Origin of the sequence: Mycolicibacterium iranicum (genome assembly GCF_014190915.1) — a bacterium.
Taxonomy (GTDB): Bacteria; Actinomycetota; Actinomycetes; order Mycobacteriales; family Mycobacteriaceae; genus Mycobacterium; species Mycobacterium iranicum_B.
Map to the genome: position 1 here is coordinate 149,322 of NZ_JACHVU010000010.1, position 26,094 is coordinate 175,415.

Genomic DNA, 26,094 nt, shown 5'->3' on the forward strand with positions numbered 1-26,094 from the left:
GCCTGCCCGGCATGCATGGCGCCCGGCCCTACCGTTCTGTTTGCGCGGAACAACTTGACATAACTCTAAGCCTCTTGTTGAGGTTGAGGGTTTGCTCCAGCGGTTATCCGTTACCAGACAGGCAATCCAGGCAGGAAGGGCTTTCCATGACCCCCCCGCATAACTACCTCGCTGTGATCAAGGTGGTCGGCATCGGCGGCGGTGGCGTCAACGCCGTCAACCGGATGATCGAGCAAGGTCTCAAGGGCGTCGAGTTCATCGCGATCAACACCGACGCGCAGGCGCTGCTGATGAGCGACGCCGACGTCAAGCTCGACGTCGGGCGCGATTCCACGCGCGGCCTCGGCGCCGGCGCGGATCCCGAGGTGGGCCGCAAGGCCGCTGAGGACGCCAAGGACGACATCGAGGAGCTGCTGCGCGGCGCCGACATGGTGTTCGTCACCGCCGGCGAGGGCGGCGGCACCGGTACCGGTGGCGCACCCGTGGTCGCATCGATCGCGCGCAAGCTCGGCGCGCTGACCGTCGGCGTGGTGACCCGGCCGTTCTCGTTCGAGGGCAAACGCCGCAGCAACCAGGCCGAGAACGGCATCCAGTCGCTGCGCGAGAGCTGCGACACCCTGATCGTCATCCCGAACGACCGTCTCCTGCAGATGGGCGACGCCGCGGTGTCGTTGATGGACGCGTTCCGCAGCGCCGACGAGGTACTCCTCAACGGCGTGCAGGGCATCACCGACCTGATCACCACCCCGGGTCTGATCAACGTCGACTTCGCCGACGTCAAGGGCGTCATGAGCTCGGCCGGCACCGCCCTGATGGGCATCGGCTCGGCACGCGGCGACGGACGTGCGCTCAAGGCGGCCGAGATCGCGATCAACTCCCCGCTGCTCGAAGCGTCGATGGAAGGCGCACAGGGCGTGCTGCTGTCGGTGGCCGGCGGCAGCGACCTGGGACTCTTCGAGATCAACGAGGCCGCCTCGCTCGTGCAGGACGCGGCGCATCCGGACGCCAACATCATCTTCGGCACCGTCATCGACGACTCCCTCGGTGACGAGGTCCGCGTCACGGTCATCGCCGCGGGCTTCGACGCCGCCGGGCCGGGGCGCACGCCGGTCACGGGGGAGGCCACGCAGGCCGCGCCGGCCGCAGCGGCGCAGCCGATCGCCCCCGGCAAGGCCGGACGGGTGAACTCGTCGATCTTCGAGCCGTCGGATCCCGCCAGCGTGCCCGCCGGGCACACCAACGGTGCGACGGTGCGGATCGGCGGAGGCGATGACGGGGGTATCTCCGACGACGATGTCGACGTCCCCCCGTTCATGCGCCACTAGTCCGCAGGGTCGCGCTGTGACCGATGGTGCGCCCTCGGGCCGCACGACGAGGTTCCGTGTCAGGCGTGTGACCACCACTCGAGCCGGTGGGGTGTCCAAACCACCGTTCGCGACGTTCAACCTCGGCGATCACGTCGGCGACGACCCCGTTGCGGTCGCGGCGAACCGCCGACGGCTGGCCGACGCGATCGGGCTGGGGGAGGGCGGTGTCGCGTGGATGAACCAGGTCCACAGTTCCACTGTCGCCGTCGTCGATCACGGCGGCGGGAGCGTCGACGACACCGACGGGCTGGTGACGACGCGGCCGCGGCTGGCGCTGGCCGTGGTCACCGCGGACTGTGTGCCGGTGCTGATGGCCGACGCGCGGGCCGGGGTCGTCGCCGCGGTCCATGCAGGCCGGGTGGGCGCCGCGGGCGGGATCGTGGCCAGGGCGCTGGAGACGATGACCGATCACGGGGCCGACGTCGCGGACGTGTCGGTGCTGCTCGGCCCGGCGGTCAGCGGCGCCAACTACGAGGTGCCCGAGGCGATGGCCGCGGAGGTGGAGCAGGCGCTGCCGGGGAGTCGGACCCGGACGGGCCGGGGCACCCCGGGCTTGGACCTGCGCGCAGGGATCGCTGCGCAGTTGCGCTCGTTGGGCGTCCGGTCGATCGACGTCGACCCGCGGTGCACCGTGGCCGACCGCAACCTCTTCAGCCATCGTCGCGACAACCCGACCGGGCGACTGGCGTCGCTGATCTGGCTGGAACCGGCGTCATGACCGATAGTCGGGATGCCGAGCTGGGCCACGCCCTCACGGCGCTGCGGGCGCGCCTGGAACGGGCCGCCGCGGCGGCCGGGCGCGATGTCGCCGGCATCGAGCTGCTGCCGGTCACGAAATTCTTTCCCGCATCCGATGTGGTGGCGTTGCACCGGCTGGGGTGTACGGCCTTCGCGGAGTCGCGCGATCAGGAGGCGTCGGCCAAGGTCGAGGAGGTCGGCCGCATCCTCGGGCCGGTGCCGATCCGTTGGCACATGGTCGGGCGCATCCAGCGCAACAAGGCGCGGTCCGTGGCGCGCTGGGCGTACGCCGCACATTCTGTCGACAGCGCCAAAGTCGTTGCGGCGCTGGACCGCTCTGCCTCCGAAGCGCTCGACGAGGGGCTGCGCCGGGAGCCCCTGCGGGTGTATCTGCAGGTCAGCCTCGACGGCGACGAGGCCCGCGGCGGCGTGGATGTGGACGCCGTGGACCGGATCGACGAACTGTGTGGCGCGATGGACTCCGCGGCGGCGTTGACCTTTGTCGGCCTGATGGCCGTGCCACCGATCGGTGCCGATCCTGGCGAATCCTTCGCCCGGTTACAACGCGAGCGTGAGCGGGTACAGACCGCTTACCAGCAACGCATCGAGTTGTCCGCCGGCATGTCCGGTGACCTCGAAGCGGCGGTCCAACATGGATCGACGTGTGTGCGTGTCGGTACCGCGCTATTGGGAGCGCGACCGCTAACGTCACCGGAAGTAGTCACACCAGTCACACCTTCATCACAGGCACCGCCAGAAGGGTCCTCACAATGAGCACACTGCACAAAGTCAAGGCCTACTTCGGTATGGCGCCGATGGACGACTACGAAGACGACTATTACGAGGACGACGACCGCGGTCCCGCGCGCAGCGGCTACCGTCGTCCCCGCGAAGATCGCTTCGAGGACGAGGGTTACACCCGCGGCTACGACAGCCATCCGGAAGACCGTCGCCGTGAATACGACGAGCCGCCCGCCTACCGAGGTGGCATGGCCGGCGGTTTCGACGACGCCCGCTTCGAGGCCCGGATGCGTACCCCCCGCGAATTCGACCGCACCCCACCGCGTTTCGGCGCCATGCGCGGATCGACCCGCGGCGCACTCGCGATGGACCCACGCGGCATGGCCGAGCTGTTCGAGGCGGGGAGCCCACTCGCCAAGATCACGACCCTGCGCCCGAAGGACTACAGCGAGGCCCGCACCATCGGCGAGCGCTTCCGTGACGGCACCCCGGTGATCATGGACCTCGTCTCGATGGACAACGCCGACGCCAAGCGGCTGGTGGATTTCGCGGCCGGGCTGGCCTTCGCGCTGCGGGGCTCGTTCGACAAGGTGGCGACCAAGGTCTTCCTGCTCTCGCCGGCCGATGTGGACGTCACCGCCGAGCAGCGGCGCCGCATCGCCGAAGCGGGCTTCTACGCCTACCAGTAGGCAGGTCCGTCAACCCGGGTAGGCTGACGAGGTCGCAGTCTCCGCGGCCTGTTGTCAAAGTCACACTTCTGCCTGAGTGAGGTCGGCTCCGTTGGCGCTCTTCTTCGAAATCCTGGGTTTCGCGCTGTTCGTTTTCTGGTTACTGCTCATTGCCCGGGTCGTCGTCGAGTTCATCCGGTCATTCAGCCGGGACTGGCACCCGCGTGGCGCGACGGTCGTCGTCCTCGAGGTGATCATGACGCTGACCGATCCGCCCGTGAAATTGCTGCGTCGGATAATTCCGCAGCTCACGATAGGTGCCGTGCGGTTCGATCTGTCGATCATGGTGCTGCTGCTCGTCGCGTTCATCGGCATGCAGCTGGCGTTCGGCGCCACTGCCTGACCGTTGTCCGGCCTGGGCGGTCGCGTCTCGGCGAGGCGCGGTACGGGGAATTCCGCATTTCCTGCCCGCCTGGCGGAATGTTGAGTTTCGGTATTAATTATCGGCCTCGCCTGCAACCGCCGGGTCACGTGTGACAGGATGGACGCCAGTTACGTTTCAGTAAGGCTTTACACTTCGTGATCAGTTGACGGTCCAGACTCAAGGGGGCAGACAATGCCGCTCACTCCTGCCGACGTGCACAACGTGGCATTCAGCAAGCCACCCATTGGCAAGCGCGGCTACAACGAGGACGAGGTAGACGCCTTCCTCGATCTCGTCGAGAACGAGCTGTCCCGTCTCATCGAGGAGAACACCGACCTGCGCCAGCGGGTCGCCGAACTCGATCAGGAACTCTCGTCGGCCCGTGCCGGCGGGGCCGCGGCCCAGCCGACGCAGACCATCCCAGTCTACGAGCCGGAGCCCGAACCCGCACCGGCGCCGACCCCGGCACCGCAGCCCGTCTACGAGGCTCCGCCCGCCCAGCAGTCGGCCCCCGCGACCGAGGACCAGCACCTGCGCGCCGCGAAGGTGCTCAGCCTGGCCCAGGACACCGCGGATCGCCTGACGAGCAGCGCGAAGGCCGAGTCGGAGAAGATGCTCGCCGACGCCCGCGCTCAGGCCGATCAGCTGGTCACCGAGGCGCGGCAGACCGCCGAGACGACCGTCACCGAGGCCCGCCAGCGCGCCGACGCGATGCTCGCCGACGCGCAGAGCCGGTCCGAGACGCAGCTGCGTCAGGCACAGGAGAAGGCCGACGCCCTGCAGGCCGACGCCGAGCGCAAGCACTCCGAGATCATGGGGACCATCAACCAGCAGCGCACGGTGCTGGAGGGTCGCCTCGAGCAGCTCCGCACCTTCGAGCGCGAGTACCGGACCCGGCTCAAGACCTACCTGGAGTCCCAGCTCGAAGAGCTCGGCACGCGCGGATCTGCGGCGCCGGTGGACAACGGCGTCAGCAACGACGGCGGCGTCAACCAGTTCAACCGGGGCAACAACTAGTCGCGTGCCCCTAGCGCCTAGGGTGGGCCCATGCTGATCGTCGCGCTCGTGCTCGCCATCATCGGTCTCGCTGCCCTGGTGACGGCTGTCGTCACCAGCAACGCCTTGATCGCCTGGGTGTGTATCGCGGCCAGCGTCATCGGCGTGGTGCTCCTCATCGTCGACGCGATCCGCGACCGCTCCGAGGGCGACAGCGATGAATCTGCCGCTGCGGCAGACGATCTCGACAACACGGAGTCCGACTACGAGGACTATCCGGACGAAGCCCCGATCGCCGAGGACTACGACGAGACGACCACCGACGACACGGTCGCCGTCGATACCGAGGCCCGCGCGACCGAGTCAGACCGGGTCGACGGGGAGACCCCGAAGAACTGATCCACACCGCACGAGCCGCACCGCGTCAGCCCGGCGCGCGCAGCAGTTCGCGCACCTCGTCGTCGCTGACCTGATGGAAATCGGCGAACACCTGGCCTACCGCCTGGAAGTTCGACGGTGTGGTGGAACAGACGACCTCGTCGGCCTCCTCGCGCAGTGACCGGCAGACCGACGCGGGACCGACCGGCGCGCCGACGATCACGCGGGCGGCACCCGCCTCCCGGACCGAACGCACCGCAGCGATCATGCTCGCTCCGGTGGCGATGCCGTCGTCGACGAGGATGACGGTCCGTCCGGAGACATCGAGCGGCCCTCGTCCGGCGCGGTAGGCCGCTTCCCGGCGACGGAGTTCGGCGGTCTCGCGGGTGACGGCGTCACGGATCGCGCCATCCCCGATATCCAGGCTGCGCAGCAGATCGGTGTTCAGCACGACACCCCCGCCGGTCGCCACCGCACCCATGGCGAGTTCGGGCCACTGCGGCACGCCGAGCTTGCGGACAATGCAGACGTCCAGGGGTGCGCCGAGCGCGCGGGCGACCTCCCGCCCGATGGGCACACCGCCGCGGGCGAGCCCGAGAATCTGCAGCTGGCCGCGGCCCAGGTAGGCGGCCAGATCCCGCGCGAGCACCTGACCGGCCTCGCGGCGGTCCCGGTAGGTGCGCGTGATGTCGTTCATGGGACGGTCAATCGGGAGTACCCGAGACGATAAATGGGCAATCCACTTCGCGAAACGAGGAGGGCCATGGGCATCGAGTACGAAAGCGTCGTCGACCATCCGCGCGAGGAGGTGTGGGACTGGTTCGGCCGGCCCGGCGCCATGCCGCGACTGGTACCGCCCTGGCAGCCGATGACCGTGGTGTCCGAGGCGCAATCGCTGGCCGACGGTGTCGCGGTCCTCGGACTCCCCGGCGGGCTGCGCTGGGTGGCGCGTCACGACCCGTCGGCGTACGTGCCCGGCAGCCGGTTCGTCGACGAGCTGTCCTCCGACGGCCTGACCTCGTATCCGCCCCGGGTCATCGGTGGCTGGCGGCACACCCACACGTTCGCCGATGCCGGCGGGCGCACCCGGGTCCACGACCGGGTGGACACTGTGGTGCCCGCGGCGGGTCTGCGCGCGACCTTCGTCTACCGGCACCGGCAGATCGCAGACGACCTCGCCGCGCACCGTCGCGCCGCCATCGCCGGGATGAAGCCCATGGTCATCGCTGTCACCGGCGCGTCCGGTCTGGTCGGTTCGGCGCTGTGTGCGTTCCTGACCACCGGCGGACACCGCGTGATCAGGCTGGTGCGCGGTACGGCACAGGGTGATGACGAGCGGTGGTGGGATCCCCAGGCGCCGACTCCGGACCTGCTGTCCGGGGTCGATGCGGTCGTGCACCTCGCAGGCGCGTCCATCGCCGGGCGCTTCACCGACGCGCACCGAAAGGCGATCCGCGACAGCCGCATCGAGCCCACCCGGCTGCTGGCCGAGGCGGCCGCATCGGCGCAGGACGGGCCCCGCGTGTTCGTGAGCGCATCGGCGATCGGCTACTACGGGTTCGATCGTGGCGACACCCAGCTCACCGAGGACGGCAGCCGCGGAGACGGTTTCCTGGCCGACGTCGTGACCGACTGGGAGGCTGCGACGGTGCCCGCGTCCGACGCCGGGCTGCGGGTGGTGAAGGTGCGCACCGGGATCGTGCAGGCGGCCGCCGGTGGCACGTTGCGTCTGCTACGTCCGCTCTTCGCCGCAGGTCTGGGCGGACGTCTCGGCAGCGGCAAGCAGTGGTTGTCGTGGATCGGACTCGACGATCTGATCGACATCTACCATCGCGCGCTGTACGACGAGCAGCTCAGCGGACCCGTGAACGCCGTTGGCCCGGAACCTGTTCGCAACACCGAGTACACCGAGGAGCTGGCCCGCGTGTTGCACCGCCCGGCCATGCTTCCGGTGCCGTCACTCGGGCCGCGGATCCTGTTGGGACAGCAGGGGGCTCGTGAACTCGCCGAGGCCAGCCAGCGCGTGGTGCCGTCGAAGTTGTTGAGCGTGGGCCACACATTCCGGCATGCCGACGTGGCGGACGCGCTCGCCCATCAACTCGGGCGGGAGTGACCGGCGACCCGGGTCAGGAATCCGTGCACGAGGCCCCGGATCCGGGTGGCGGCGTCGTCTGCGAGAGCCGTTGTGCGGGCGAGGATGTCCTCGTGTGTCAGCCCTACGCCGGCAACATCGCCGTGCTGGTCGGCTGCCAGCCAGATGTTGAGCAGGTCCGCGTTCACCTCCGGGTGGAACTGCAGGGCGAGCGCCCGGCCGAGCACGAAAGCCTGCGATGCGTGCGGGCTTCGTGCGATCTCGGTGGCACCGGGCGGCAGCGTCCAACGGTCGAAGTGCCACTGGAACCACGGGCCACCGGGCACGATGTCGGGACGGTCGGTGGCGACGTCGCACCAGCCGATCTCCGGGCGCGGTCCCCGCGCGACTGTTCCGCCGAACGCCTGCGCGAGCAGCTGGCCTCCGAAACACACTCCCAGAAGCGCGATTCCGGCGTCGGCGGCGTCGCGCATCATCTGCATCTCGGTACCGACCCACGTGTCCCGCAGGGCTTGGTCGTACACCGGCCAGGTCGCCCCCAGGGGGACGATCACGTCGTAGCCGGCGGGGTCCGGGAAGTCCACCGGACCCGCGGGGTTGCCTGCTTTCGCCGCGGGCACCACCGCGAAGGTGTCGACGTCGAAACCCTGCTCGGCGAACGCGTCGCCGAGCAATGCCTGCGTCGCGATGTACTCGTTGAGGAGGAACAGAACCTTGCGTGCCACGTCGGCAATTATCAGTGCGTCCGCCGGCTGACATGCAACAGGGCCACCTCTGCAGAGGTGGCCCTGTTGTTGAGGGAAGTTACTTCAGGTGGCGCCGCTCAGCGGACGTCGACGTAGTAGACGTGGCCGGTGATGGTGCCCTGGTAGGTGTTGTCGCCGAAGTGGTCTTGGACGGTGCTGCGGATGGCGCCGCCCTGGTTGACTCCGACGACCTCGGCCTGGGAGAGCGGGGTGTCGGAGAGGCGGTTGACCACGACGCGGTTGCCTTGGGCTTCGAGTTGGCTGATGGTGGTGCGGGCGTCGCCGCCGCTGGGGGCGGCCAGGGCGGGGGCGGCCAGGCCGAGGAAGGCGGCGGTGAGGGTGGCGGCTGCGGTGGTGGCGATGGTGAGGTTCTTCATGATCGTGCTCTTCCCTTGTGTGGGTCGTAGCCGTGGAGCGGATCGCGCGGTGTCGACTGTGTGTGGTTGTTCGATCGTGGTGATCTGACCGGTTCAACCCGGGGTGGTGGCGGTTCATTTCGGTTGGCAGTGATTGATCGCCGCCTGGCAGAAACCGGCGCCATCACCCGAAAGTTCAGGGCTGGCGGTGGATGGTCAGACGTGGTTGGGACAATCGGTCCATGAGAAAACTGTTGGTTGCGAGCCTCGCGTCACTGTCGCTCCTGTTCGCGGCATGCGGTGACGAGACGCCCTCCGAACAGTTCGGCTTCGCGGAAGTCGGGAAGTCCGCCCGCGACCGCATGGAAGCCAACGGCGGGATGTCGGTCCAGGATGCCTGCCAGGCTGAGGTCGACGCGCTGTCCGCGGACCGCCTCAAAGACCTCGTCGCAGCCGAAGTGGTGGACGGCTGCATCAGGGCGAACACCGGCGACAAGTAAGCCATCACCTCGTATCTGTCCGGGGACTTCGACAACAACGGCGCCACCGACATCCCAGCGGGGCGCGGGACATGTCGTGGACGTTCTGGTCGTGGAATCCGAATTTGCGCGGTACGGGCGGGATCCTGGCCGGCGACTGGAACACCGTGAACACGAACAAGCTGGCCCACCTGGAAGCACTCCAGTTCGACGTCGACGCGACCAGCCCGGGGGTTCCCGCGCAGTTCGTGGTGTCCCTCGCTGCGCCGTCCAGCCAGACCGTGACGGTCGGTTGAATCACCGGCAACGGCACGGCGACCGGGGGCAGCGACTATGCCGCCACCGCAGGGACGGTGACGTTCCTTCCCGGCGAGACGAGGAAGACCATCTCCGTGGTCGTCTTCGGCGACCGACTGCTGGAAGGCACCGAGAGTTTCGTGGTCACCCTGTCGAGCCCGACGGGAGCCACCCTCTCCGACGCGACCGGTACCGGAACGATTCCCACCGGACGGTCCTCTAGACCACGATCCGGTACCGACGCTCCGGGCGGCCGACGCCGTACTGCAGACGCAGCTCGACAGCGCCGGTACCGAGGTAGTGCTCCAGGTAGCGTCGAGCGCTGACCCGGGAAATCCCCACCAGGTCAGCGCATTCGGCGGCCGACACCTCGCCGGCACGTCGGACCGCGGCGAGCACGAGGTCACCGGTCTCGGCGCCCAGGCCCTTGGGCATGACCTTCACCGGTGCCACGGACGGCCCGCCGAACAGGGTGTCGATCAGGCTCTGGTCGGCACCGCCGGCCGACTGCAGCGCGTCCGCCCGTGCGGCGAAGGCGAGCATCTTCGCCTCCAGCTGGGGAAACTCGAACGGCTTGATCAGATAGTCGGCCGCGCCGCCGTCCAAAGCCCCTCGCACGGTGTCGAGTTCGCGGGCCGCGGTGATCATGATGACGTCGACGCGGTCACCCTCGGACCGGAGGCGCTGCAGCACATCGAGTCCGGTCATATCGGGCAGGTACACGTCGAGCAGGATCAGCTGGGGCCGCAGGTCCCGGGTCGCGGTCAACGCCTCGGCGCCGTTGCGCGCGACCCCGACAGCCCGGAAGCCCTCCACGCGGTCGACGAATCGGCGGTGGATCTCGGCGACCATGAAGTCGTCGTCGACGACCAGGACGTCACGCATGACTCGGTACCGCCTTGAGCCGCACCAGGAATCGCGCGCCGCCACCCGGCGCGTCGTCGACCTCGATCGTGCCGCCGTGCTGCGCGGTCACCAGCCGCACCAGAGCCAGTCCTATGCCGCGCCCGCCGGGCACCTCCGGTTTGGACGTCACGCCGCGGGCGAAGATCGACTCTCGAAGATGCTCGGGAACCCCCGGACCCGAGTCGAGTACCGAGATCGTCAGGCCGTCCTCGTCGTCGATCCGGACGGTCACACCGGCCTCCGGCGCACCCACGGACACGTCGACGGCGTTGTCGATCAGGTTGCCCAGCAGGGTGATCACGTCCGTGGCCAATGCCGGGTCCAGGGCCTGCAGGCGTGACCGCGGGTCGAGCCGCAGCGCGACACCGCTCTCGGCGGCCAGTGAGGTCTTGGCGATCAGCAGCGCGGCGACGGCGGGGTCGGAGATGCGTTGCGTCACCGCATCGCTGATCTCGGCGCGGCGCCGCGTCAACGTGCCCACCAGGTCACGCACCGCATCGTACTCACCGAGCTGTACGAGCCCGGAGATGGTGTGCAGCTGGTTGGCGAATTCGTGGGTCTGTGCGCGCAGCGTGTCGGTGACGCTCTTGTGCGAGGACAGCTGCCCCTGCAGGGCGGCGAGCTCGGTGCTGTCGCGCATCGTGGTCACCGTGCCGATCCGGGTGCCCTGGCTGGTCGCCGCGCGCCGGCTCAGTGCCAGCACCCGGGTACGCGTGGCGATCACCGCATCGTCGGCAGCGCGGCCGTCGGCGTCCGACAGCAGCAGCGACACCACCGCGGGATCGATGCCCACCGAGTCCACCCGTCGGCCCACCGCGCTGCCGGGAACTCCGAGAAGGTCCTGTGCGCCGTCGTTGAGCAGCGTGATCTCGCCGTCGTTGTTCACGGCGATGACCCCTTCCCTGATGCTGTGCAGCAGCGCTTCGCGATGATCGGCCAGGCTGGCGATCTCGGCGACCTCAAGCCCGCGGGTGTGGCGTTTGATGCGCCGCGACAGCAGCCACGACGCCACCAGACCCAGCGCCGCGCCCAGCCCGAGGTACACCAGGAGACCTTCGCCGGCACCGCTGAGCAGCGCCCACACCGACGGATACTTCTCGCTGACCGAGGCCACGGCCATCACCTCACCGTCGGTGGACAGGATCGGCACCTGCCCGACCAGGCTGTGCGTGCCGTCGACGTCGGTGTCGCCGAACCAGGCCCGGCCCTCGTCGGCGCGGCTCGGGCCGAGGTCCACCCGCGCACCGATCCGCGACGGGTCCGACGACGCGCGCACCACTCCGTCGGGGCCGAGGATCTCGGCGAGGCTGGCCCCCGACAGTGCCACCGCGCGGTCCACTTCGGGAGCCAGCGTGCGGGCGACGAAGGCGTCCGGCGGGTTCTGTTCGGTGCGCTCGCGCACGATCGGCGTGGAGGCCATGTTCTCGGCCACGGCGATCATGCGCTGGCCGCGGACCTCACGGAACTCGCCCTCGGACTGGGCCACCGACACCGCGGCGACCGCGATGAGCACGACGGCGACCACGACGAGCTGGAACACCAGGAACTGGCCGGCCAGGCTGCGCCCCCGCAGCAGGCCGACGATCGTGGTGCCCGTGTTCTTAATGACCACTACTTCCTTTGCGTCCACATGGGTGACGTGGGTCACTGTCGGGGTCCAGTATTGCTGAGCATCACAACCAAGTGATTGGGGACGACATGTTCGTAAGCGGCAGACACCGAAAAGGCTTCCGGCCGAGCCTCGGTCTGGTCCTCGCCGTCATCGCCGCGCTGCTGGTGTCGGCCTGCGGGGTGACCCGCGGCGAGGACACCAGCCTGCACCGTCTGCGGATGATGGTGCCCAACAGCCCCGGCGGCGGGTACGACCTCACCGCGCGCACCGCAGTGAAGATCATGGAAGACGACGACATCACCGGCCGCGTCGAGGTGTTCAACGTGATCGGCGCCGGCGGCACGGTGGCGATGGCGCGACTGATGAACGAACACGGCAACGGCGATCTGATGATGATGATGGGCCTCGGCGTCGTCGGCGCGACCTACACCAACGGTTCCAAGGCACGCTCGTCGGATGCGACCGCGCTGGCCAAGGTGGTCGAGGAGCAGGAGGGCATCCTGGTCCCCGCGGACTCGCCGTTCCGGACCGTCCAGGACTTTGTCGACGCATGGAAGGCCGATCCGGCCAAGGTGACCATCGGCGGCGGATCGAGCCCCGGCGGCCCCGACCACCTCTTCCCGATGGAGACCGCCAAGGCCGTCGGGGTCGACCCCACCAAGGTCAACTTCATCTCCTACGACGGCGGCGGTGACCTGCTGACGGCGCTGCTGGGCAACAAGATCGCCGCGGGCACCTCCGGCCTGGGCGAGTACGTCGACCAGATCGAATCCGGTCAGGTGCGGGTGCTCGCGGTGTCGGGCAAGGAACGCGTCGAGGGCATCGACGCACCGACGCTGACGGAGGCCGGTGTGGATCTGACGTTCACCAACTGGCGCGGAGTGCTTGCCCCGCCGGGCATTTCGGATGAGGACCGCACCGCGATGATCAAGGTGCTCGAGGAATTGCACGCCACTGATGCCTGGAAGGAGGCGCTGGTGAAGAACGGTTGGAGTGATGCCTTCATGACCGGGGAACCGTTCGAGGCGTTCCTGGAGGAACAGGACCGGCGCGTCGAGACGACGCTGAGCGATCTGGGGCTGCTGTGAGCACCACCGAGAGGCCCGAGACCCCCGTGCGCCCCGATTACGCCCAGTACGTCGTCTGTGCGGTGATGGTGGTCGTCGGAGCGTTCCTGCTCTATGACGCGCTGTCGATCCCCGACGGCTACGCCAAAGTCGATCCCGTGGGGCCGCGGCTCTTTCCGATCGTGATCGGCGCAGGGCTGCTCGTGATGGCGGTGATCCTGGCGATCGCCATCCCGCGCGGATCGCGGGGCGAGGCGGACGCGGGGGAGGACATCGACCCGGACATGCCGAGCGACTGGCGCACGGTGGGGCTGCTGGTCGGACTGTTCATCCTGCTGATCGTGCTGGTGCAGCCGCTGGGCTGGGCCATCGCCGGGGCGCTGTTCTTCGCCGGATGCGCGACCGTCCTGGGCAGCAAGCACTACGTGCGCAACATCGCCATCGGCGCCGTGCTGGCCGTCGCCAGCTTCTATGCGTTCTACTCCGGGCTCGGAATCCCGCTGCCCGCAGGCATTCTGGATGGGATTCTGTAAATGGAGAATTTCGACTGGCTGCTTCAGGGCTTCTCCGAAGCCGCGACCCCGATGAATCTGCTGTACGCGGTCATCGGCGTGCTGCTGGGCACCGCCGTCGGCGTGCTGCCCGGCATCGGCCCCGCGATGACCGTCGCGCTGCTGCTGCCGATCACCTACAACGTCAGCCCCAGCGCCGCGTTCATCATGTTCGCCGGCATCTTCTACGGGGGTATGTACGGCGGATCGACCACCTCGATCCTGCTCAACACCCCGGGTGAATCGTCGTCGGTGATCACGGCCATCGAGGGCAACAAGATGGCCAAGGCGGGCCGCGCCGCCCAGGCGCTGGCCACCGCGGCGATCGGTTCGTTCGTCGCGGGCACCATCGGCACCGTTCTGATCGCGGCGTTCGCGCCGGCGATCTCACGGTTCGCCGTCACACTCGGCGCCCCGTCCTACCTGGCCATCATGCTGTTCGCGCTGGTCGCCGTCACCGCCGTGCTCGGTTCGTCGAAGATGCGCGGCATGATCTCGCTGCTGCTGGGGCTCGCCATCGGCATCGTCGGCATCGACTCGCTGACCGGGCAGCCGCGCGCCACCTTCGGCATCCCGCTGCTCAGCGACGGCATCGACATCGTCGTCATCGCGGTCGCGGTCTTCGCCGTCGGCGAAGCCCTCTGGGTCGCTGCACATCTGCGCCGCCGCCCGGCCGACGTCATCCCCGTCGGACGCCCGTGGATGAGCAAGCAGGACTGGGGACGCTCCTGGAAGCCATGGCTTCGTGGCACGGCGTTCGGGTTCCCGTTCGGTGCGCTCCCGGCAGGCGGCGCCGAACTCCCGACCTTCCTCAGCTACATCACCGAGAAGCGGCTCTCCAAGCATCCCGAGGAATTCGGCAAGGGCGCCATCGAAGGTGTCGCCGGTCCCGAAGCGGCCAACAACGCCTCGGCCGCAGGCACTCTGGTGCCGATGCTGTCGCTGGGCCTGCCGACCAACGCCACCGCGGCGGTGATCCTCACGGCGTTCGTGTCCTACGGCATTCAACCCGGGCCGACCCTGTTCGACAAGGAACCCCTGCTGATCTGGACGTTGATCGCGAGCCTGTTCATCGGCAACTTCCTGCTGCTGGTGCTCAACCTCCCGCTCGCGCCGCTGTGGGCCAAGCTGTTGCGCACCCCGCGGCCGTACCTGTACGCCGGCATCCTGTTCTTCGCCACCCTGGGCGCCTTCGCGGTCAACCTGCAGCCGCTCGATCTGGCCCTGCTGCTGATCTTCGGTCTGATGGGGCTCATGATGCGTCGCTTCGGACTTCCCGTGCTGCCGTTGATCATCGGCGTCATCCTCGGGCCGCGCATCGAGCGTCAGCTGCGGCAGAGCCTCCAGCTCGGCGGCGGCGAGTGGGGGAGCCTGTTCACCGAACCCGTCGCGATCGTCACCTACGTGCTGATGGGGCTGCTGTTGGCGGCGCCGTTGGTCCTGCGGCTGATGCACCGCAGCGAAGAGACGCTGCTGGTGGTCGAGGACGACAAGGACCAACGGGAGAAAGCGGGTCAGCAGTAATGATCGTCATCGGTTACACCGCAGACGCCTTCGGGCACGCGGCGCTGGAGCACGGCATCGCCGAAGCGGAACTGCGCGGCACGGACCTGCTGGTGGTCAACGCGACGTCGGGGGAGTCCTACGTCGACGCCCGCTTCGCCGACGAGACCGAGGTGCACGACGTCGAGGCCCGGCTCGCCGAGTGCGGCATCGCGTTCGAGCTGATCCAGCCGGTCGGGGTGGATCCCGCCGAGGAGCTGCTCGCGGCGATGGACCGCCCGGAGGCCCAACTGCTCGTCGTCGGCATCCGGCACCGCAACCCGGTCGGCAAGCTGCTGCTGGGAAGCGTCGCGCAGAAGCTGATCCTGGAGTGTCCCAAGCCCGTACTGGCGGTCAAGCCCGCCGACACCTGACCCGATGTGACAGCCTGAGGGCATGGGACGGTACGCAGGCGCTTTCGGACCGCACGCACCGGAGGCCACCTATGTGCGGCACAGCTTTCCGGAGTTGCTGTTCGATACCGGTGAGGTGCAGCTGAACTACGCGGTCGCCGGTCATCCCGACCGGCCCCCGCTGCTGCTGATTCCCGGCCAGTCGGAATCCTGGTGGGGCTATGAGGCCGCAATGCCGTTGCTGGCCGAGCACTTTCACGTGCACGCCGTCGATCTGCGAGGGCAGGGCAGATCCACGCGCACACCGCACCGGTACACGCTCGACAACGTCGGAAACGACCTCGTCCGGTTCCTCGACGGCGTCATCGGCAGACCGGCCTTCGTCAGCGGCCTGTCGTCGGGCGGATTGACCAGCGCCTGGCTCTCGGCCTACGCCAGGCCGGGGCAGGTGATCGCCGCCTGCTGGGAGGATCCGCCGTTCTTCAGCTCCGAGACCGCACCGCTGGTCGGGCCCGCCATCACCGACAGCATCGGCCCTCTGTTCGGGATGTGGGCACGGTACCTGGGCGATCAGTGGAGCGTCGGCGACTGGGACGGCTTCGTCGCCGCGGTGCCGCGTGAGCTGGCCGACTGGCAGGCGCACGTCGCGCTGGTCGTGGGCACGGCCGAGCCGGCGCAGAACCTGCGCGAATACGATCCCGAGTGGGGAAAGGCTTTCATCACAGGCACATTCGCGGCCAGCTGCCCGCACCATGTGATGCTGAGCCAGGTGAAGGTGCCGGTGCTGTTCACCCACCACTTCCGGATGATCGACCAGGATTCGGGGGGCTTGATCGGCGCCTGTTCGGACATCCAGGCCGGTCGGGTGACGCAGCTGGTCAAGGGCGGCGGCGCGCCCCTGACCTACAGATCGTTTCCGATGATGGGCCACTCCATGCACGGCCAGGACCCGGCGCTGTTCGCCGAGACGGTCATCGAGTGGTTCACGGCCTTCACGCGGTGACCACCTCCCGGGTCAGGCGCCGGCTCTTCGTCACGACCGCGGTCAGGCACAGGACCGCGACGGCGAAGCACACCACGGTGTACCAGAGGCTGCCGGTGGGGTCCCCGGCGGCGGTCACGCCATCGGACGCGCCGAGGTGGGCCGGCAGGGCGCCGGCCCAGAGCGCCGCCATCACGGCCAGGTAGACGGCCGCGTAGCCGAGGATGACCCTGCTGTAGACGGGCGCATCGTCGTCGCGGCGCCACTGATTCACCAGGACGGGTATCGCCACCACGGCGATGACCGCCAGCTCCAGCGCGTACACCACACCACCCACGGTCGTACTGCCGGAGATGCCCGCCGCAGCCGTGGCCGGCAGCGGCAGTATCGCGGTGCCGATCGAGGCCAGCACGCCGATCACGAGGGTGCGCCCCACGATCTGAGTCCCCGTGAAGGTCCGGCCCCCGTCGACGTGGCGACCGACGAAGAACTGCACGCACAGCGCCAACGACATCGGCCACAGCGCCGCGAACACCACGACACTGGGAAGCGGGACCGAATCGAAGAAGGGTTGATTCATCGGATGGTCCAGCGTCCACTCCCACCACCGCAGTTGCGGTCCGAGATGATCGAAGATCTCGTAGAACGCATGGTGGACGAACCCGACGCAGACCGCGCCGACCAGCGTGCCGTACCGCCGGAACACCCCCAGGCTGCGCACGATCTCGAACGCGACCGTCGCCATCATCGGGTAGATCGCAACGATATACAGGGGCAATCTGCCCCAGAGGAATTCGACGGTGAACACGTTGTGGGCGAACATCGTGTCGACGTACTCCGAGATGCCGAAGGCGCCCGGGAAGTACAGCGGCGGCTCGATGATCAGCAGGTAGGCGATCGCCCCGAACCACAGCACGATGTTCGTCGGGTCGTGGTGCTTGCGCAGCCGCACGACGGAATACCAGAGGGCCAGGACGGCGCCGACGATCACCGTGAGCTCAAGAACCGGCAGCGTCCAGTTCTCCAGAGCGAACGGGTTGCGGAACTCGATCAGGCCGCCGGCAGTATCGCACGAGAAGCCAAGCCGGGCAGCGAGATCGGCGAAGGTGGGGGTGCACAGGTCAGACATGGGCGGCACTGCTCTCCGTGCTCGTGTACCACTGGGTCACGTCGTAGCCGGCGTCGTAACGGTCGAACCACTCCTGTGCGAGGGCGGGCAATTTCTCGTGGGTGGGGTCGTGGCCGGGGATCTGGCTGCGCACGACGCCGGCCAGCGCGACGAGCTGCTCGCGCAGGGGCAGGTGGCCGAACGCGTTGGCGAACGGCCCGTCATAGGGCGCGTTTCCGAACGGAAGCCGTTGCCGCAGAGCCTTGGTGCGGCGATGGATCCGGAAGGTGGACATGGCGTCGACCTGGCGCTCCTCCAGCGGGATGACCCTGTTGAAATCCTCGGAAGCCATCCGGATGATTCCCATCACGTGCTTGAAGATCGACGGGGCCACGCGCATTCGGTACCACGGGTCTTCGACGACCGCGTCGTAGATGGTCAGGGCGGAGCTGCGATGCTCGACCTCTTCGACGAAGTGCCACAGGAACAGTGACGCCACCCGGTCGTCGCCGGTCGCGAACAGCGTGTCGTCATGGTCGAGCATCAGCTTGAACACCGGGGTGAACGTCGCCTCCAGGTCCGCGGTGTAGGCCAGGCGATACTTCAGCGGCGTGTTCGCCGTCATGTCGTCATAGGCGCCGATGACCTTGTCCAAGGTCTCTTTCAGAGCGGGGTAGGCCTTGATCAGCGCCTTGGCGTGCTGCCGGTGGGCCATCGAGTGCTGACCCTCCTGCCGGACGAACGCGTCGGCCTCCTCGGCGACGGCGGGGTCGGCGATATGAGGAATGGCCTCGGGGATCATGCCGCCGATCATCTTCTCGAAGCCGATCGCCAGAAACGACACGGCGTTCGCCATCGCGGAGAACGCCGGGTTGGTCTCGTTCCACACGAACGGGACGGGATGGCTGGCGAACGCGAAGCGCAGCTTGCGGACGATCAAGTCGGACATGGCAGGTCCCTCGGCGGTCGGTAATCATACAAACAAATGAGTCCATGTATGATTACTGCATCGCCGGTCCGGCGTCAACGCCTGTGCTACGGTCGGCAGCACCATGGCACGCAAACGCCGAGGTTGGGGCGGTGATCCACCCGCCGACGACGATGAGGCCGCACGACGTATCGTGAGCGCCGCGGTGGACCTGATCGCCGAAACCGGCTCTGCGATCACCATCGCCGACGTCGCCGAGTCGCTCGGCGTCATCCGTCAGACCGTCTACCGCTACTTCGCGACGGCCGACGCCCTGATGCGCGCCGCCGCAATCGCCTCGGTCGACGGGTTTTTGGACCAGCTGGCAGACCACGTGCGCGGTATCCACGACCCCGCCGACGCGATGACCGAAGGCGTCCTGTTCACCCTCGACGCCGTGACGACCATCCCGCACCTTGCTGTCGTGCTCGCGGAGCCGAATGCCTCGTCGGGCCCCAGCGAGGTCACCTCCGCGCTCGCCCGGGACGTCGGCATGCAGATGATCGCCCGCTTCGACGTCGATTGGGCGGCATACGGTTACGACGACGACGCGCTGCGCGATCTCGTGGAGTTCACCCTGCGCACCATGCTGTCCTTCTTCGTCGCGCCCAACCACCCCGAGCGGACCGCCGACCAGCTGCGGGCGTTCCTGCGGAGGTGGCTGGGCAGCGCCATCCTGGCCCAGCCCGTCCCCTCCGACCTCAGTCGGTGACGAGGTCCATCTCGGCAGGGCCGGATCCGGCGATCGGTTGCGACACGAAGCTCTTGGTGGTCAGCGGCCCGCCGAACTGAGCCAGCAGCCCACCCTCGCCGTTGCGGCCGAGGTCGACGGGTTCGAAGCCGAACCCCGAAATCAACTGTGCCACCTCGGCATTGGCGTCGGAGTGATTGCCGGAGAGGAACAGCACCCGGCGGCCGCCATGCCCGTCGCCCGGCTCGCGGGCCAAAACCTTGGCCCACGTGTGCCCGAACGCCTTGACCACGCGGGCGCCCACGGCCCATTCCTCGACCAGGTCCGACGACGCCCGCCCCCCGAGGTCAGCGGGGGAGAAGTCGCTGTAGTCGATGGCGTTGGTGGCGTCGACGATGATGCGGCCCGCCCAGTCCGGCACGCTGCCCACGAGCTCGCGGATCGCCTCGTGCGGCACCGCGAGAATGACGACGTCAGCGCCCAGCGCGTCGGCGACATCGACGGGAATCGCCTGCGGCCCGATCTTTTCGGCCACGCCGCGCACCGCGTCCACTCCGCGCGAGGCGGCCACGCCGACCTCGACGCCGGTGCGCGCGAAATGGCCGGCCACCGCCGTACCGATGTTGCCTGCTCCGATGATGGCGTACCGCATGGCGTGCTCCTCTGATCTGGGACTCGGTTCCGTCGAATCTGTGATACGTCACCTAACTGCGGGCGCACGGCACCTATTCCCGGTACTCACCCCCACGCCGCCCGGGGGTCCGCGTACTCACGTAGTCCACTACGCACGCGCCGTGATCCCCGGTCCCCGACGATCGGACGATGTCTCCGCCCGGAGGCCACAGGAGAATCAACCGAAGGAACTGCGATGAACACCAACCCGTTTCACCTCCGCACCGCATTGACCCGCGCCGCCGTCGTCGCCACCGGCGCCGGCGCCGTCGCCCTGTCGGTGGTGGGGGCGCCCGCCGCCTCCGCCTCACCGCAGGACGACCTGTGGCGCATGATCAACGACCGCCACGTCGCCGCGGGCTGCGCGCCCTACGGTGGCTCGCAGGCGCTCGTCGACACCGCGGTGTCCATCGCCAAGACCATGGTCAACCCGCCCGGCGGCATCGCCGGCAACGGCCGGGTCCCGGCCGACAGCATGCTGGCCGGCCGCGGCTACCACGTGACCAGCTGGGGTGAGGCGGACTACATCATCAACGGTCAGGGATCGCCGCAGGCAGCCCTGGACTTCTGGATGAACAACCCCACCAGGGACATCTTCCCGAACTGCAACAACAGGGATCTGGCCACCGCCGTGTGGATCCAGAACGGCAAGTGGGCAGCCGTCGCACTGGCGGCATCACCCGGCGGCACCCCCGCCGCACCGCCCATCGTCCGCTAGCCGCCCGGCACGGCCCGGCTCACGCCGATCAGGACAATGAGCCGGATCGTGCCGTCCACGTTCTCGACCGGGAAGCTGCGTACCGCCGTGTCCGCCCCGGAAACCTCGCTCGCCGCGCCTCACCGCGAGTGGACACGCGATGTGAGGGTGAGTTTTCACCGTGGTCATCGACGTGCAACCGATGCGGAATGACCTGCGCTTTCACTGGGGCCATGGCAAGCACGCTGAGGCGCGACCGCGACATCGAACACTGGGATCCCGAGGACGTCGAAGCCTGGGAGGGGACCGGGGGCAGCCCGGCCGGGAAAGACGTCGCGAAGCGCAATCTGATCTGGTCCATCGTGGCCGAGCACGTCGGGTTCTCCGTGTGGTCGATCTGGTCGGTGATGGTGCTGTTCATGCCGCAGGACGTCTACGGCATCGACGCGGCGGGCAAGTTCTACCTCGTCGCCGTGCCCACGCTGGTCGGCGCCTTCATGCGCATCCCGTACACGATCGCCCCGGCCAGGTTCGGCGGACGCAACTGGACGATCGTCAGCGCACTGCTGCTGCTGATCCCGACCGCACTGACGCTGTACTACATGAAGAACCCCGCCTCCTACACCACCTACCTGGTGGTCGCCGCGTTCGCGGGTCTCGGTGGCGGCAACTTCGCCTCGTCGATGACCAACATCAACGCGTTCTACCCGCAACGGCTCAAGGGCTGGGCGCTGGGCCTCAACGCCGGCGGCGGCAACATCGGCGTCCCGGTCATCCAGCTCATCGGCCTGTTCGTCATCGCCACCCTCGGCAACGCGCGCCCCGAGATCGTCTGCGCCGCCTACCTGGTCGCGATCAGCGTCGCGGCCGTCGGCGCCGCGCTGTACATGGACAACCTGCGCAACCAGAGATCGAACCTCGGGGCATTGGTGGAGGCCATGCGATTCAGACACTCCTGGGTGATGAGCTTCCTCTACATCGGCACCTTCGGCTCGTTCATCGGCTTCTCGTTCGCCTTCGGACAGGTCCTGCAGATCAACTACCTCGCCGCCGGTGACACCCCGGCGCAGGCATCTCTGCACGCGGCCCAGATCGCTTTCCTGGGGCCGCTTCTCGGCTCGATCTCGCGCCCGATCGGCGGCAAGCTGGCCGACCGTGTCGGCGGCGGCAGGATCACGCTCTACGTGTTCGTCGCGATGATGTTCGCGGCGGGCATCCTGGTGGGCACCGGGGTGAGGGACGACGCCCTGTCCGGGGCGCCGACGAGCGGTCAGATGATCGGCTACGTGGCGGGTTTCATCCTGCTGTTCGTGCTCTCGGGCCTGGGCAACGGCTCCACGTACAAGATGATCCCGTCGATCTTCGAAGCCAAGGCGCAGGGACGCGACGACCTCGGCCGCGAGGAGAAGGCGGCGTGGTCACGGGCGATGTCAGGTGCGCTGATCGGTTTCGCGGGCGCGGTCGGCGCACTCGGCGGTGTCTTCATCAACGTGGTGCTGCGCGCGTCCTATGTCAGCGACGCCAAATCGGCCACGATGGCGTTCTGGGTGTTCCTCGGGTTCTACGTGGTGTGTGCGGTCGTGACCTGGTTCGTGTTCCTGCGGCTGCAGGAACACCGGACCCACGCCGGTGAGAACATCGGCCGCGCGTCGGCCCCGGTCCCCGTCGGGTAGGGCATGACCCGCACCGCGTGTTCCTACTGCGGGGTCGGGTGCGGCATCTCGGTCGAGACCCGCACCGACCCCGCCACGGGCGTGCCGGTCATCGCCCGCGTGTCCGGAGACACGTTGCATCCCACCAACTCCGGACGGCTCTGCACGAAGGGCGCCACCCACGCCGAGATGATGGCCGCCACCGACGGCCGGCTGACCACGGCGCTGCTGCGGCCCTCGCGTGACGCCGACCCGGTGGCCGTCGACGTCGACGACGCCGTCGCGGAAGCGGGAACGCGGCTGCGCGCGATCGTCGACGAGTACGGACCCGACGCGGTGGCACTCTACGTGTCGGGGCAGATGTCGATCGAGGCGCAGTACCTGGCCACCAAGCTGGCCAAGGGCTTTCTGCGGACGGTGCACATCGAATCGAACTCCAGGCTCTGCATGGCCAGCGCCGGAACAGGTTTCAAGCAGTCGCTGGGCGCCGACGGCCCACCGGGCTCCTTCACCGACTTCGACCGCACCGACCTGTTCTTCGTCATCGGCTCCAACATGGCCGACTGCCACCCGATCCTGTACCTGCGCATGGCGGACCGGCTCAAGGCCGGAGCGAAGCTCATCGTCGTCGACCCGCGTCGCACCGCGACCAGCGCCAAGGCGGACCTTTATCTTCCCATCCGCCCCGGCACCGATCTCGCGCTGCTCAACGGCATCCTGCACCTGCTCGTCGAGAACGACGCCATAGACCGGGGTTTCATCGCCGAGCACACCGAGGGCTGGGACCAGATGCCGGCGTTCCTGGCCGATTACCCGCCCGGACGTGTCGCCGACATCACCGGTCTCGCCGAAGCCGACATCCGGGCCGCCGCCGACATGATCGCCGACGCCGGCGACTGGATGACCTGCTGGACGATGGGACTCAACCAGAGCACCCACGGCACCTGGAACACCAACGCGATCTGCAACCTGCACCTGGCCACCGGCGCGATCTGCCGCCCCGGCAGCGGGCCGATGTCGCTGACCGGTCAGCCCAACGCCATGGGCGGGCGCGAGATGGGATACATGGGCCCCGGCCTGCCCGGTCAGCGGACGGTCCTGTCCGCCGACGACCGTGCCTTCGTCGAAGAACAGTGGGGCGTTCAGCCGGGCACCCTCCGCCCGGACGTGGGCCCGGGCACCGTCGAGATGTTCCGGCAGATGGGTTCCGGTGACATCAGGGCGGTGTGGATCATCTGCACCAATCCGGTTGCCAGCGTTGCGAACCGGGACAGTGTGGTCGCAGGTCTGAGATCCGCGGACCTGGTGATCACCCAGGACACCTACGCGGACACGGCGACCAACCGCTACGCCGACATCGTGCTGCCCGCCACGCTGTGGGCAGAGACCGATGCGGTCATGGTCAACTCCGATCGCACGCTGACACTGCTGCAGCAGTCCGTCCCCGCCCTCGGCGACGCGCGGCCCGACTGGGAGCTGATCTGCGGGGTGGCCCGCCACCTCGGGTTCGGCGACGACTTCGACTACAAATCCAGCGAGCAGATCTTCGACGAGATCCGCCGGTTCCACAATCCGGCAACGGGTTACGACCTGCGCGGCATCACCTACGAACGGCTGCGGGAGACACCGGTGCAGTGGCCGTGCGCCTCCGACGAACAGCCCGACCGCAACCCGGTCCGGTACGTCAACGACGGTGTCTCGCAGACCCTGCACACCGGACCGGACGGCGCCGTCCCGCGCCTGGCGTTCGCGACCCCCTCGCGGCGTGCGGTCTTTCTGCCCCGCCCCCACAGGGAGGCCGCCGAACTGCCCGACGAGGATTACCCGCTGGTGCTCAATACCGGTCGGTTGCAACACCAGTGGCACACCATGACCAAGACGGGCAGGGTCGCGGCGCTGAACAAGCTGAACCCGGGACCGTTCGTCGAGGTGCACCCCGACGACGCGGCGGCGCTCGGCATCGTGGAGGGCGCCGATGTCGAGCTGGTGACCCGCCGCGGTCGCGCGGTCCTGCCTGCCGTGGTCACCGAGCGTGTCCGGCCCGGCGACACCTGGGTTCCGTTCCACTGGAACGACGAACACGGTCCGCATCTGACGGTCAACGCCCTCACCCACGACGCCGTCGACCCCGATTCCCTGCAGCCGGAGTTCAAGGTGTGCGCCGTGCGCCTGACCCCGGTGCCTGTCGAGTCGGCAGCCCCGGAGCTGACCGACGACGAGAAGACGTACCTGGCCGGATTCCTGGCCGGCATCGAGAACGGCCTGCCCGGCGTGCCGGTGCTACCGGCGAGCGCCCCGGTCGGCCCACGCGCCAGGCTCTGGATCGATGGGATGCTCGCTGGGCGCTGTTCGCGTCTCGAGACAGCGGGAGCGCCCGCCGCACCTCAGACGGGCCCGATGGTGTTGTGGGCGTCCCAGACCGGCACCGCCGAGGAGTTCGCGAGCAGGCTCGGCGAGCGACTCAGCGGTGCCCGCCTCCTCGCCATGGACGACGTCGACCCGGTCGATCTGACCGGTGCCGGGGAGGTCGTCCTCGTCACCAGCACCTTCGGCGACGGCGGCCCGCCGGACAACGGTGCCGGGTTCTGGGAACGCCTGGAGTCCCCGGAAGCCCCGTCGCTGGAGGGCGTCCGGTTCTCGGTGCTCGGCATCGGGGACCGTTCCTACGAGGACTTCTGCGGCCACGCGAAGGCCCTCGACACGCGGCTCGCGGAACTGGGCGCCACCAGGGTCCTCGACCGGGCCGAGTGCGAGGCCCACGACGAACAGCCCATGACCCGGTGGGCGGACACCGTCGCGGAACTGGTGACATCGCCCGCACCGCGCGACATGTCTGCCACGTCCACAACGCCCGCGACACCCACACCGCGGCCCGAGACCTCCACTGCGGCCGCGCTGTTCACCCGTAACCATCCCGTCGACGCACCGCTGTGCCGCAACATCCGGCTCACCCCGCCGGGCGCCGCCAAGGAGGTGCGGCAGTTGGGATTCGACATCAGCGCACACCAGATCACCTACTCCGTCGGAGATTCGCTCGGCGTCCGCGTGCGCAACTCCGGGTTCGTCGTCGAGAGTTGGCTTGCCGCAACCGGGTTCACCGGCGCGGAAGCCGTCGTCGTCGACGGGGAACAGATGACGCTGGGCGAGGCCCTGAGCGCGCACTACGACATCTGCAAGGTCACCTCGAACCTGATGAGCTTTGTCGCCGAGCACTGTCCGGATGCAGGCACCGCCAAGCGGCTGCGCCGAGACCGCGGCACGCTCGACACCTGGTTGACGAACCGCAACGGGCTCGACGTGGTCCGGGAGTTCCCCGTGCGGGCCGAGGTCGAGTCGTGGCAGGAGGTGCTGGTGCGTCTGACGCCGCGCCAATATTCGATCTCCTCCAGCCCGTTGGTCAGCCCCCATGAGGTGCAGTTGACCACCGCGGTCGTCCGCTTCCGCGGCGCAGACGGCGGCCCGCGTGGCGGTGTCGCCTCGACGTATCTGGCCGACCTGCCCGACGGCACGCCGGTTCCGGTGTTCCTGCAACGCTCACCGCACTTCCGGCCGCCGGCCGATGCGGACACCCCGATGATCATGGTGGGCCCCGGCACCGGCATCGCCCCGTTCCGCGGTTTTCTCCAGGAGCGGCGGGCGCTGGGCCACCGCGGACCCAACTGGCTGTTCTTCGGGGATCAGCACCGCGAGCAGAACTTCTACTACCGGGAAGACCTGCAGGACATGGTCGACGACGGTTTCCTGAACCGTCTCGACCTCGCGTTCTCCCGGGACCAGCCACAGCGGGTCTACGTGCAGCACAAGATGCTCGACTACGGGGCCGACGTGTGGCGCTGGCTCGACGACGGTGCCCACTTCTACGTGTGCGGCGACGCCTCGAGGATGGCCAGAGACGTCGACGAGGCACTCACTGAGATTCTCCGCACCCACGGACGAATGAGCTCCGATGCCGCCCGTGACTACAAGCGGGACATGGTGGCCGAGAAGCGGTACGTGCGCGACGTGTACTGAG

Annotated in this window: 28 protein-coding genes; 20 read left to right on the top strand and 8 right to left on the bottom strand. The window is 68.4% G+C overall.

The features are described from left to right. The first annotated feature begins 146 nt into the window (after positions 1–146). The 7 genes from ftsZ to FHR72_RS20175 all read left to right on the top strand — a co-directional run bounded on the left by ftsZ (position 147) and on the right by FHR72_RS20175 (position 5,333). Positions 147–1,325: a cell division protein FtsZ gene (ftsZ, locus tag FHR72_RS20145; RefSeq protein WP_183471398.1), complete on the top strand. Its 1,179-nt coding sequence runs from the start codon at positions 147–149 to the stop codon at positions 1,323–1,325. A gap of 67 nt (positions 1,326–1,392) precedes the next feature. Continuing rightward, the gene (gene pgeF, locus FHR72_RS20150; RefSeq protein ID WP_311736203.1) at positions 1,393–2,085 is read left to right on the top strand and encodes a peptidoglycan editing factor PgeF; all 693 of its coding nucleotides are present in this window, start codon (positions 1,393–1,395) and stop codon (positions 2,083–2,085) included. Beyond that, positions 2,082–2,879, top strand: coding sequence for a YggS family pyridoxal phosphate-dependent enzyme (locus FHR72_RS20155; RefSeq protein WP_183471403.1), 798 nt, complete (start codon positions 2,082–2,084; stop codon positions 2,877–2,879). The genes pgeF and FHR72_RS20155 overlap by 4 nt, the downstream gene beginning before the upstream one ends. Continuing rightward, positions 2,876–3,535: a cell division protein SepF gene (locus tag FHR72_RS20160; protein ID WP_183471405.1), complete on the top strand. Its 660-nt coding sequence runs from the start codon at positions 2,876–2,878 to the stop codon at positions 3,533–3,535. Before FHR72_RS20155 ends, FHR72_RS20160 begins: the two co-directional genes overlap by 4 nt. Positions 3,536–3,626: 91 nt before the next feature. After that, complete coding sequence (locus tag FHR72_RS20165) at positions 3,627–3,917, top strand: YggT family protein (protein ID WP_183471500.1); 291 nt, start codon at positions 3,627–3,629, stop codon at positions 3,915–3,917. 213 nt (positions 3,918–4,130) lie between these two features. Continuing rightward, positions 4,131–4,955 (top strand): DivIVA-like cell division protein Wag31, encoded by an 825-nt coding sequence (gene wag31, locus FHR72_RS20170; RefSeq protein ID WP_183471407.1) that lies wholly within the window; start codon positions 4,131–4,133, stop codon positions 4,953–4,955. 30 nt (positions 4,956–4,985) lie between these two features. Next, on the top strand, positions 4,986–5,333 hold the full coding sequence (locus tag FHR72_RS20175; protein WP_183471409.1) for a DUF308 domain-containing protein: 348 nt from the start codon (positions 4,986–4,988) through the stop codon (positions 5,331–5,333). 25 nt (positions 5,334–5,358) lie between these two features. On the opposite strand, the gene FHR72_RS20180 is transcribed toward FHR72_RS20175, so the two are convergent. Then, positions 5,359–6,009 (bottom strand): phosphoribosyltransferase, encoded by a 651-nt coding sequence (locus FHR72_RS20180; RefSeq protein WP_183471411.1) that lies wholly within the window; start codon positions 6,007–6,009, stop codon positions 5,359–5,361. A gap of 66 nt (positions 6,010–6,075) precedes the next feature. Between FHR72_RS20180 and FHR72_RS20185 the strand changes: the two genes are divergently transcribed. Beyond that, complete coding sequence (locus tag FHR72_RS20185) at positions 6,076–7,425, top strand: TIGR01777 family oxidoreductase (protein ID WP_183471413.1); 1,350 nt, start codon at positions 6,076–6,078, stop codon at positions 7,423–7,425. Here the strand turns inward: FHR72_RS20185 and FHR72_RS20190 are convergent. Continuing rightward, positions 7,407–8,138, bottom strand: a complete 732-nt coding sequence (locus FHR72_RS20190; RefSeq protein WP_183471502.1) for a type 1 glutamine amidotransferase — start codon at positions 8,136–8,138, stop codon at positions 7,407–7,409. The two genes, FHR72_RS20185 and FHR72_RS20190, sit on opposite strands and share 19 nt — an antisense overlap. A gap of 89 nt (positions 8,139–8,227) precedes the next feature. Then, positions 8,228–8,527, bottom strand: coding sequence for a hypothetical protein (locus FHR72_RS20195; protein ID WP_183471415.1), 300 nt, complete (start codon positions 8,525–8,527; stop codon positions 8,228–8,230). Positions 8,528–8,748: 221 nt separating this feature from the next. On the opposite strand from FHR72_RS20195, the gene FHR72_RS20200 reads away from it, so the two are divergent. From FHR72_RS20200 to FHR72_RS26610, 3 genes are all read left to right on the top strand, one after another. Further along, positions 8,749–9,006 carry a hypothetical protein gene (locus tag FHR72_RS20200; RefSeq protein ID WP_183471417.1) on the top strand — a complete coding sequence of 86 codons (258 nt, stop codon included), beginning with the start codon at positions 8,749–8,751 and terminating at the stop codon, positions 9,004–9,006. Between the two features lie 71 nt (positions 9,007–9,077). Further along, positions 9,078–9,281 carry a hypothetical protein gene (locus FHR72_RS26605; protein WP_260156134.1) on the top strand — a complete coding sequence of 68 codons (204 nt, stop codon included), beginning with the start codon at positions 9,078–9,080 and terminating at the stop codon, positions 9,279–9,281. A gap of 57 nt (positions 9,282–9,338) precedes the next feature. Then, a complete protein-coding gene (locus tag FHR72_RS26610) occupies positions 9,339–9,608 on the top strand; it encodes a Calx-beta domain-containing protein (protein WP_311736204.1) in 270 nt (89 codons plus the stop codon). On the opposite strand, the gene FHR72_RS20210 is transcribed toward FHR72_RS26610, so the two are convergent. Then, positions 9,502–10,167, bottom strand: a complete 666-nt coding sequence (locus FHR72_RS20210; protein WP_183471419.1) for a response regulator — start codon at positions 10,165–10,167, stop codon at positions 9,502–9,504. The two genes, FHR72_RS26610 and FHR72_RS20210, sit on opposite strands and share 107 nt — an antisense overlap. Then, positions 10,160–11,800, bottom strand: a complete 1,641-nt coding sequence (locus FHR72_RS20215; RefSeq protein ID WP_183471421.1) for a sensor histidine kinase — start codon at positions 11,798–11,800, stop codon at positions 10,160–10,162. Before FHR72_RS20215 ends, FHR72_RS20210 begins: the two co-directional genes overlap by 8 nt. A gap of 86 nt (positions 11,801–11,886) precedes the next feature. Between FHR72_RS20215 and FHR72_RS20220 the strand changes: the two genes are divergently transcribed. The 5 genes from FHR72_RS20220 to FHR72_RS20240 are packed head-to-tail and all read left to right on the top strand — an operon-like array spanning position 11,887 to position 16,316. Then, complete coding sequence (locus tag FHR72_RS20220; RefSeq protein ID WP_183471423.1) at positions 11,887–12,888, top strand: Bug family tripartite tricarboxylate transporter substrate binding protein; 1,002 nt, start codon at positions 11,887–11,889, stop codon at positions 12,886–12,888. Next, positions 12,885–13,400: a tripartite tricarboxylate transporter TctB family protein gene (locus FHR72_RS20225; RefSeq protein WP_396888487.1), complete on the top strand. Its 516-nt coding sequence runs from the start codon at positions 12,885–12,887 to the stop codon at positions 13,398–13,400. Before FHR72_RS20220 ends, FHR72_RS20225 begins: the two co-directional genes overlap by 4 nt. After that, a complete protein-coding gene (locus tag FHR72_RS20230) occupies positions 13,401–14,942 on the top strand; it encodes a tripartite tricarboxylate transporter permease (protein WP_183471425.1) in 1,542 nt (513 codons plus the stop codon). Then, the gene (locus FHR72_RS20235) at positions 14,942–15,334 is read left to right on the top strand and encodes a universal stress protein (RefSeq protein ID WP_183471427.1); all 393 of its coding nucleotides are present in this window, start codon (positions 14,942–14,944) and stop codon (positions 15,332–15,334) included. Before FHR72_RS20230 ends, FHR72_RS20235 begins: the two co-directional genes overlap by 1 nt. A 22-nt stretch (positions 15,335–15,356) precedes the next feature. Beyond that, entirely contained in the window at positions 15,357–16,316 is a 960-nt protein-coding gene (locus tag FHR72_RS20240) for an alpha/beta hydrolase (protein WP_183471429.1), read from the top strand. Here the strand turns inward: FHR72_RS20240 and FHR72_RS20245 are convergent. Both FHR72_RS20245 and FHR72_RS20250 read right to left on the bottom strand, forming a co-directional pair. After that, positions 16,306–17,424 (bottom strand): hypothetical protein, encoded by a 1,119-nt coding sequence (locus FHR72_RS20245; RefSeq protein ID WP_183471431.1) that lies wholly within the window; start codon positions 17,422–17,424, stop codon positions 16,306–16,308. The two genes, FHR72_RS20240 and FHR72_RS20245, sit on opposite strands and share 11 nt — an antisense overlap. Continuing rightward, entirely contained in the window at positions 17,417–18,352 is a 936-nt protein-coding gene (locus FHR72_RS20250) for a metal-dependent hydrolase (protein WP_183471432.1), read from the bottom strand. The genes FHR72_RS20245 and FHR72_RS20250 overlap by 8 nt, the downstream gene beginning before the upstream one ends. A 103-nt stretch (positions 18,353–18,455) precedes the next feature. Between FHR72_RS20250 and FHR72_RS20255 the strand changes: the two genes are divergently transcribed. Continuing rightward, positions 18,456–19,082, top strand: coding sequence for a TetR/AcrR family transcriptional regulator (locus FHR72_RS20255; RefSeq protein ID WP_183471434.1), 627 nt, complete (start codon positions 18,456–18,458; stop codon positions 19,080–19,082). Here FHR72_RS20255 and FHR72_RS20260 read toward each other — a convergent pair. Continuing rightward, positions 19,072–19,713 (bottom strand): NADPH-dependent F420 reductase, encoded by a 642-nt coding sequence (locus tag FHR72_RS20260; protein WP_183471436.1) that lies wholly within the window; start codon positions 19,711–19,713, stop codon positions 19,072–19,074. The two genes, FHR72_RS20255 and FHR72_RS20260, sit on opposite strands and share 11 nt — an antisense overlap. A gap of 216 nt (positions 19,714–19,929) precedes the next feature. Between FHR72_RS20260 and FHR72_RS20265 the strand changes: the two genes are divergently transcribed. The 3 genes from FHR72_RS20265 (at position 19,930) to FHR72_RS20275 (ending at position 26,093) form a co-directional block, all read left to right on the top strand. Next, a complete protein-coding gene (locus tag FHR72_RS20265; protein ID WP_183471438.1) occupies positions 19,930–20,451 on the top strand; it encodes a hypothetical protein in 522 nt (173 codons plus the stop codon). Positions 20,452–20,639: 188 nt separating this feature from the next. After that, positions 20,640–22,103: a nitrate/nitrite transporter gene (locus FHR72_RS20270; protein WP_183471439.1), complete on the top strand. Its 1,464-nt coding sequence runs from the start codon at positions 20,640–20,642 to the stop codon at positions 22,101–22,103. Positions 22,104–22,106: 3 nt separating this feature from the next. Next, entirely contained in the window at positions 22,107–26,093 is a 3,987-nt protein-coding gene (locus FHR72_RS20275) for a bifunctional nitrate reductase/sulfite reductase flavoprotein subunit alpha (protein ID WP_183471441.1), read from the top strand. Position 26,094: the final 1 nt, after the last annotated feature.

Bases quoted from the DNA above. Each gene is read 5' to 3' on its own strand.
- wag31 (WP_183471407.1), top strand. From the start codon at position 4,131: ATGCCGCTCACTCCTGCCGACGTGCACAACGTGGCATTCAGCAAGCCA.
- FHR72_RS20265 (WP_183471438.1), top strand. From the start codon at position 19,930: ATGAACACCAACCCGTTTCACCTCCGCACCGCATTGACCCGCGCCGCC.
- FHR72_RS20180 (WP_183471411.1), bottom strand. From the start codon at position 6,009: ATGAACGACATCACGCGCACCTACCGGGACCGCCGCGAGGCCGGTCAG.
- FHR72_RS20195 (WP_183471415.1), bottom strand. From the start codon at position 8,527: ATGAAGAACCTCACCATCGCCACCACCGCAGCCGCCACCCTCACCGCC.
- FHR72_RS20210 (WP_183471419.1), bottom strand. From the start codon at position 10,167: ATGCGTGACGTCCTGGTCGTCGACGACGACTTCATGGTCGCCGAGATC.
- FHR72_RS20245 (WP_183471431.1), bottom strand. From the start codon at position 17,424: ATGTCTGACCTGTGCACCCCCACCTTCGCCGATCTCGCTGCCCGGCTT.
- FHR72_RS20260 (WP_183471436.1), bottom strand. From the start codon at position 19,713: ATGCGGTACGCCATCATCGGAGCAGGCAACATCGGTACGGCGGTGGCC.
- FHR72_RS20160 (WP_183471405.1), top strand. From the start codon at position 2,876: ATGAGCACACTGCACAAAGTCAAGGCCTACTTCGGTATGGCGCCGATG.
- FHR72_RS20275 (WP_183471441.1), top strand. From the start codon at position 22,107: ATGACCCGCACCGCGTGTTCCTACTGCGGGGTCGGGTGCGGCATCTCG.
- FHR72_RS20235 (WP_183471427.1), top strand. From the start codon at position 14,942: ATGATCGTCATCGGTTACACCGCAGACGCCTTCGGGCACGCGGCGCTG.
- FHR72_RS20185 (WP_183471413.1), top strand. From the start codon at position 6,076: ATGGGCATCGAGTACGAAAGCGTCGTCGACCATCCGCGCGAGGAGGTG.
- ftsZ (WP_183471398.1), top strand. From the start codon at position 147: ATGACCCCCCCGCATAACTACCTCGCTGTGATCAAGGTGGTCGGCATC.
- FHR72_RS20220 (WP_183471423.1), top strand. From the start codon at position 11,887: ATGTTCGTAAGCGGCAGACACCGAAAAGGCTTCCGGCCGAGCCTCGGT.
- FHR72_RS20240 (WP_183471429.1), top strand. From the start codon at position 15,357: ATGGGACGGTACGCAGGCGCTTTCGGACCGCACGCACCGGAGGCCACC.
- FHR72_RS20155 (WP_183471403.1), top strand. From the start codon at position 2,082: ATGACCGATAGTCGGGATGCCGAGCTGGGCCACGCCCTCACGGCGCTG.
- FHR72_RS20230 (WP_183471425.1), top strand. From the start codon at position 13,401: ATGGAGAATTTCGACTGGCTGCTTCAGGGCTTCTCCGAAGCCGCGACC.
- FHR72_RS20250 (WP_183471432.1), bottom strand. From the start codon at position 18,352: ATGTCCGACTTGATCGTCCGCAAGCTGCGCTTCGCGTTCGCCAGCCAT.
- FHR72_RS20200 (WP_183471417.1), top strand. From the start codon at position 8,749: ATGAGAAAACTGTTGGTTGCGAGCCTCGCGTCACTGTCGCTCCTGTTC.
- FHR72_RS20175 (WP_183471409.1), top strand. From the start codon at position 4,986: ATGCTGATCGTCGCGCTCGTGCTCGCCATCATCGGTCTCGCTGCCCTG.
- FHR72_RS20255 (WP_183471434.1), top strand. From the start codon at position 18,456: ATGGCACGCAAACGCCGAGGTTGGGGCGGTGATCCACCCGCCGACGAC.
- FHR72_RS26605 (WP_260156134.1), top strand. From the start codon at position 9,078: ATGTCGTGGACGTTCTGGTCGTGGAATCCGAATTTGCGCGGTACGGGC.
- FHR72_RS20270 (WP_183471439.1), top strand. From the start codon at position 20,640: ATGACCTGCGCTTTCACTGGGGCCATGGCAAGCACGCTGAGGCGCGAC.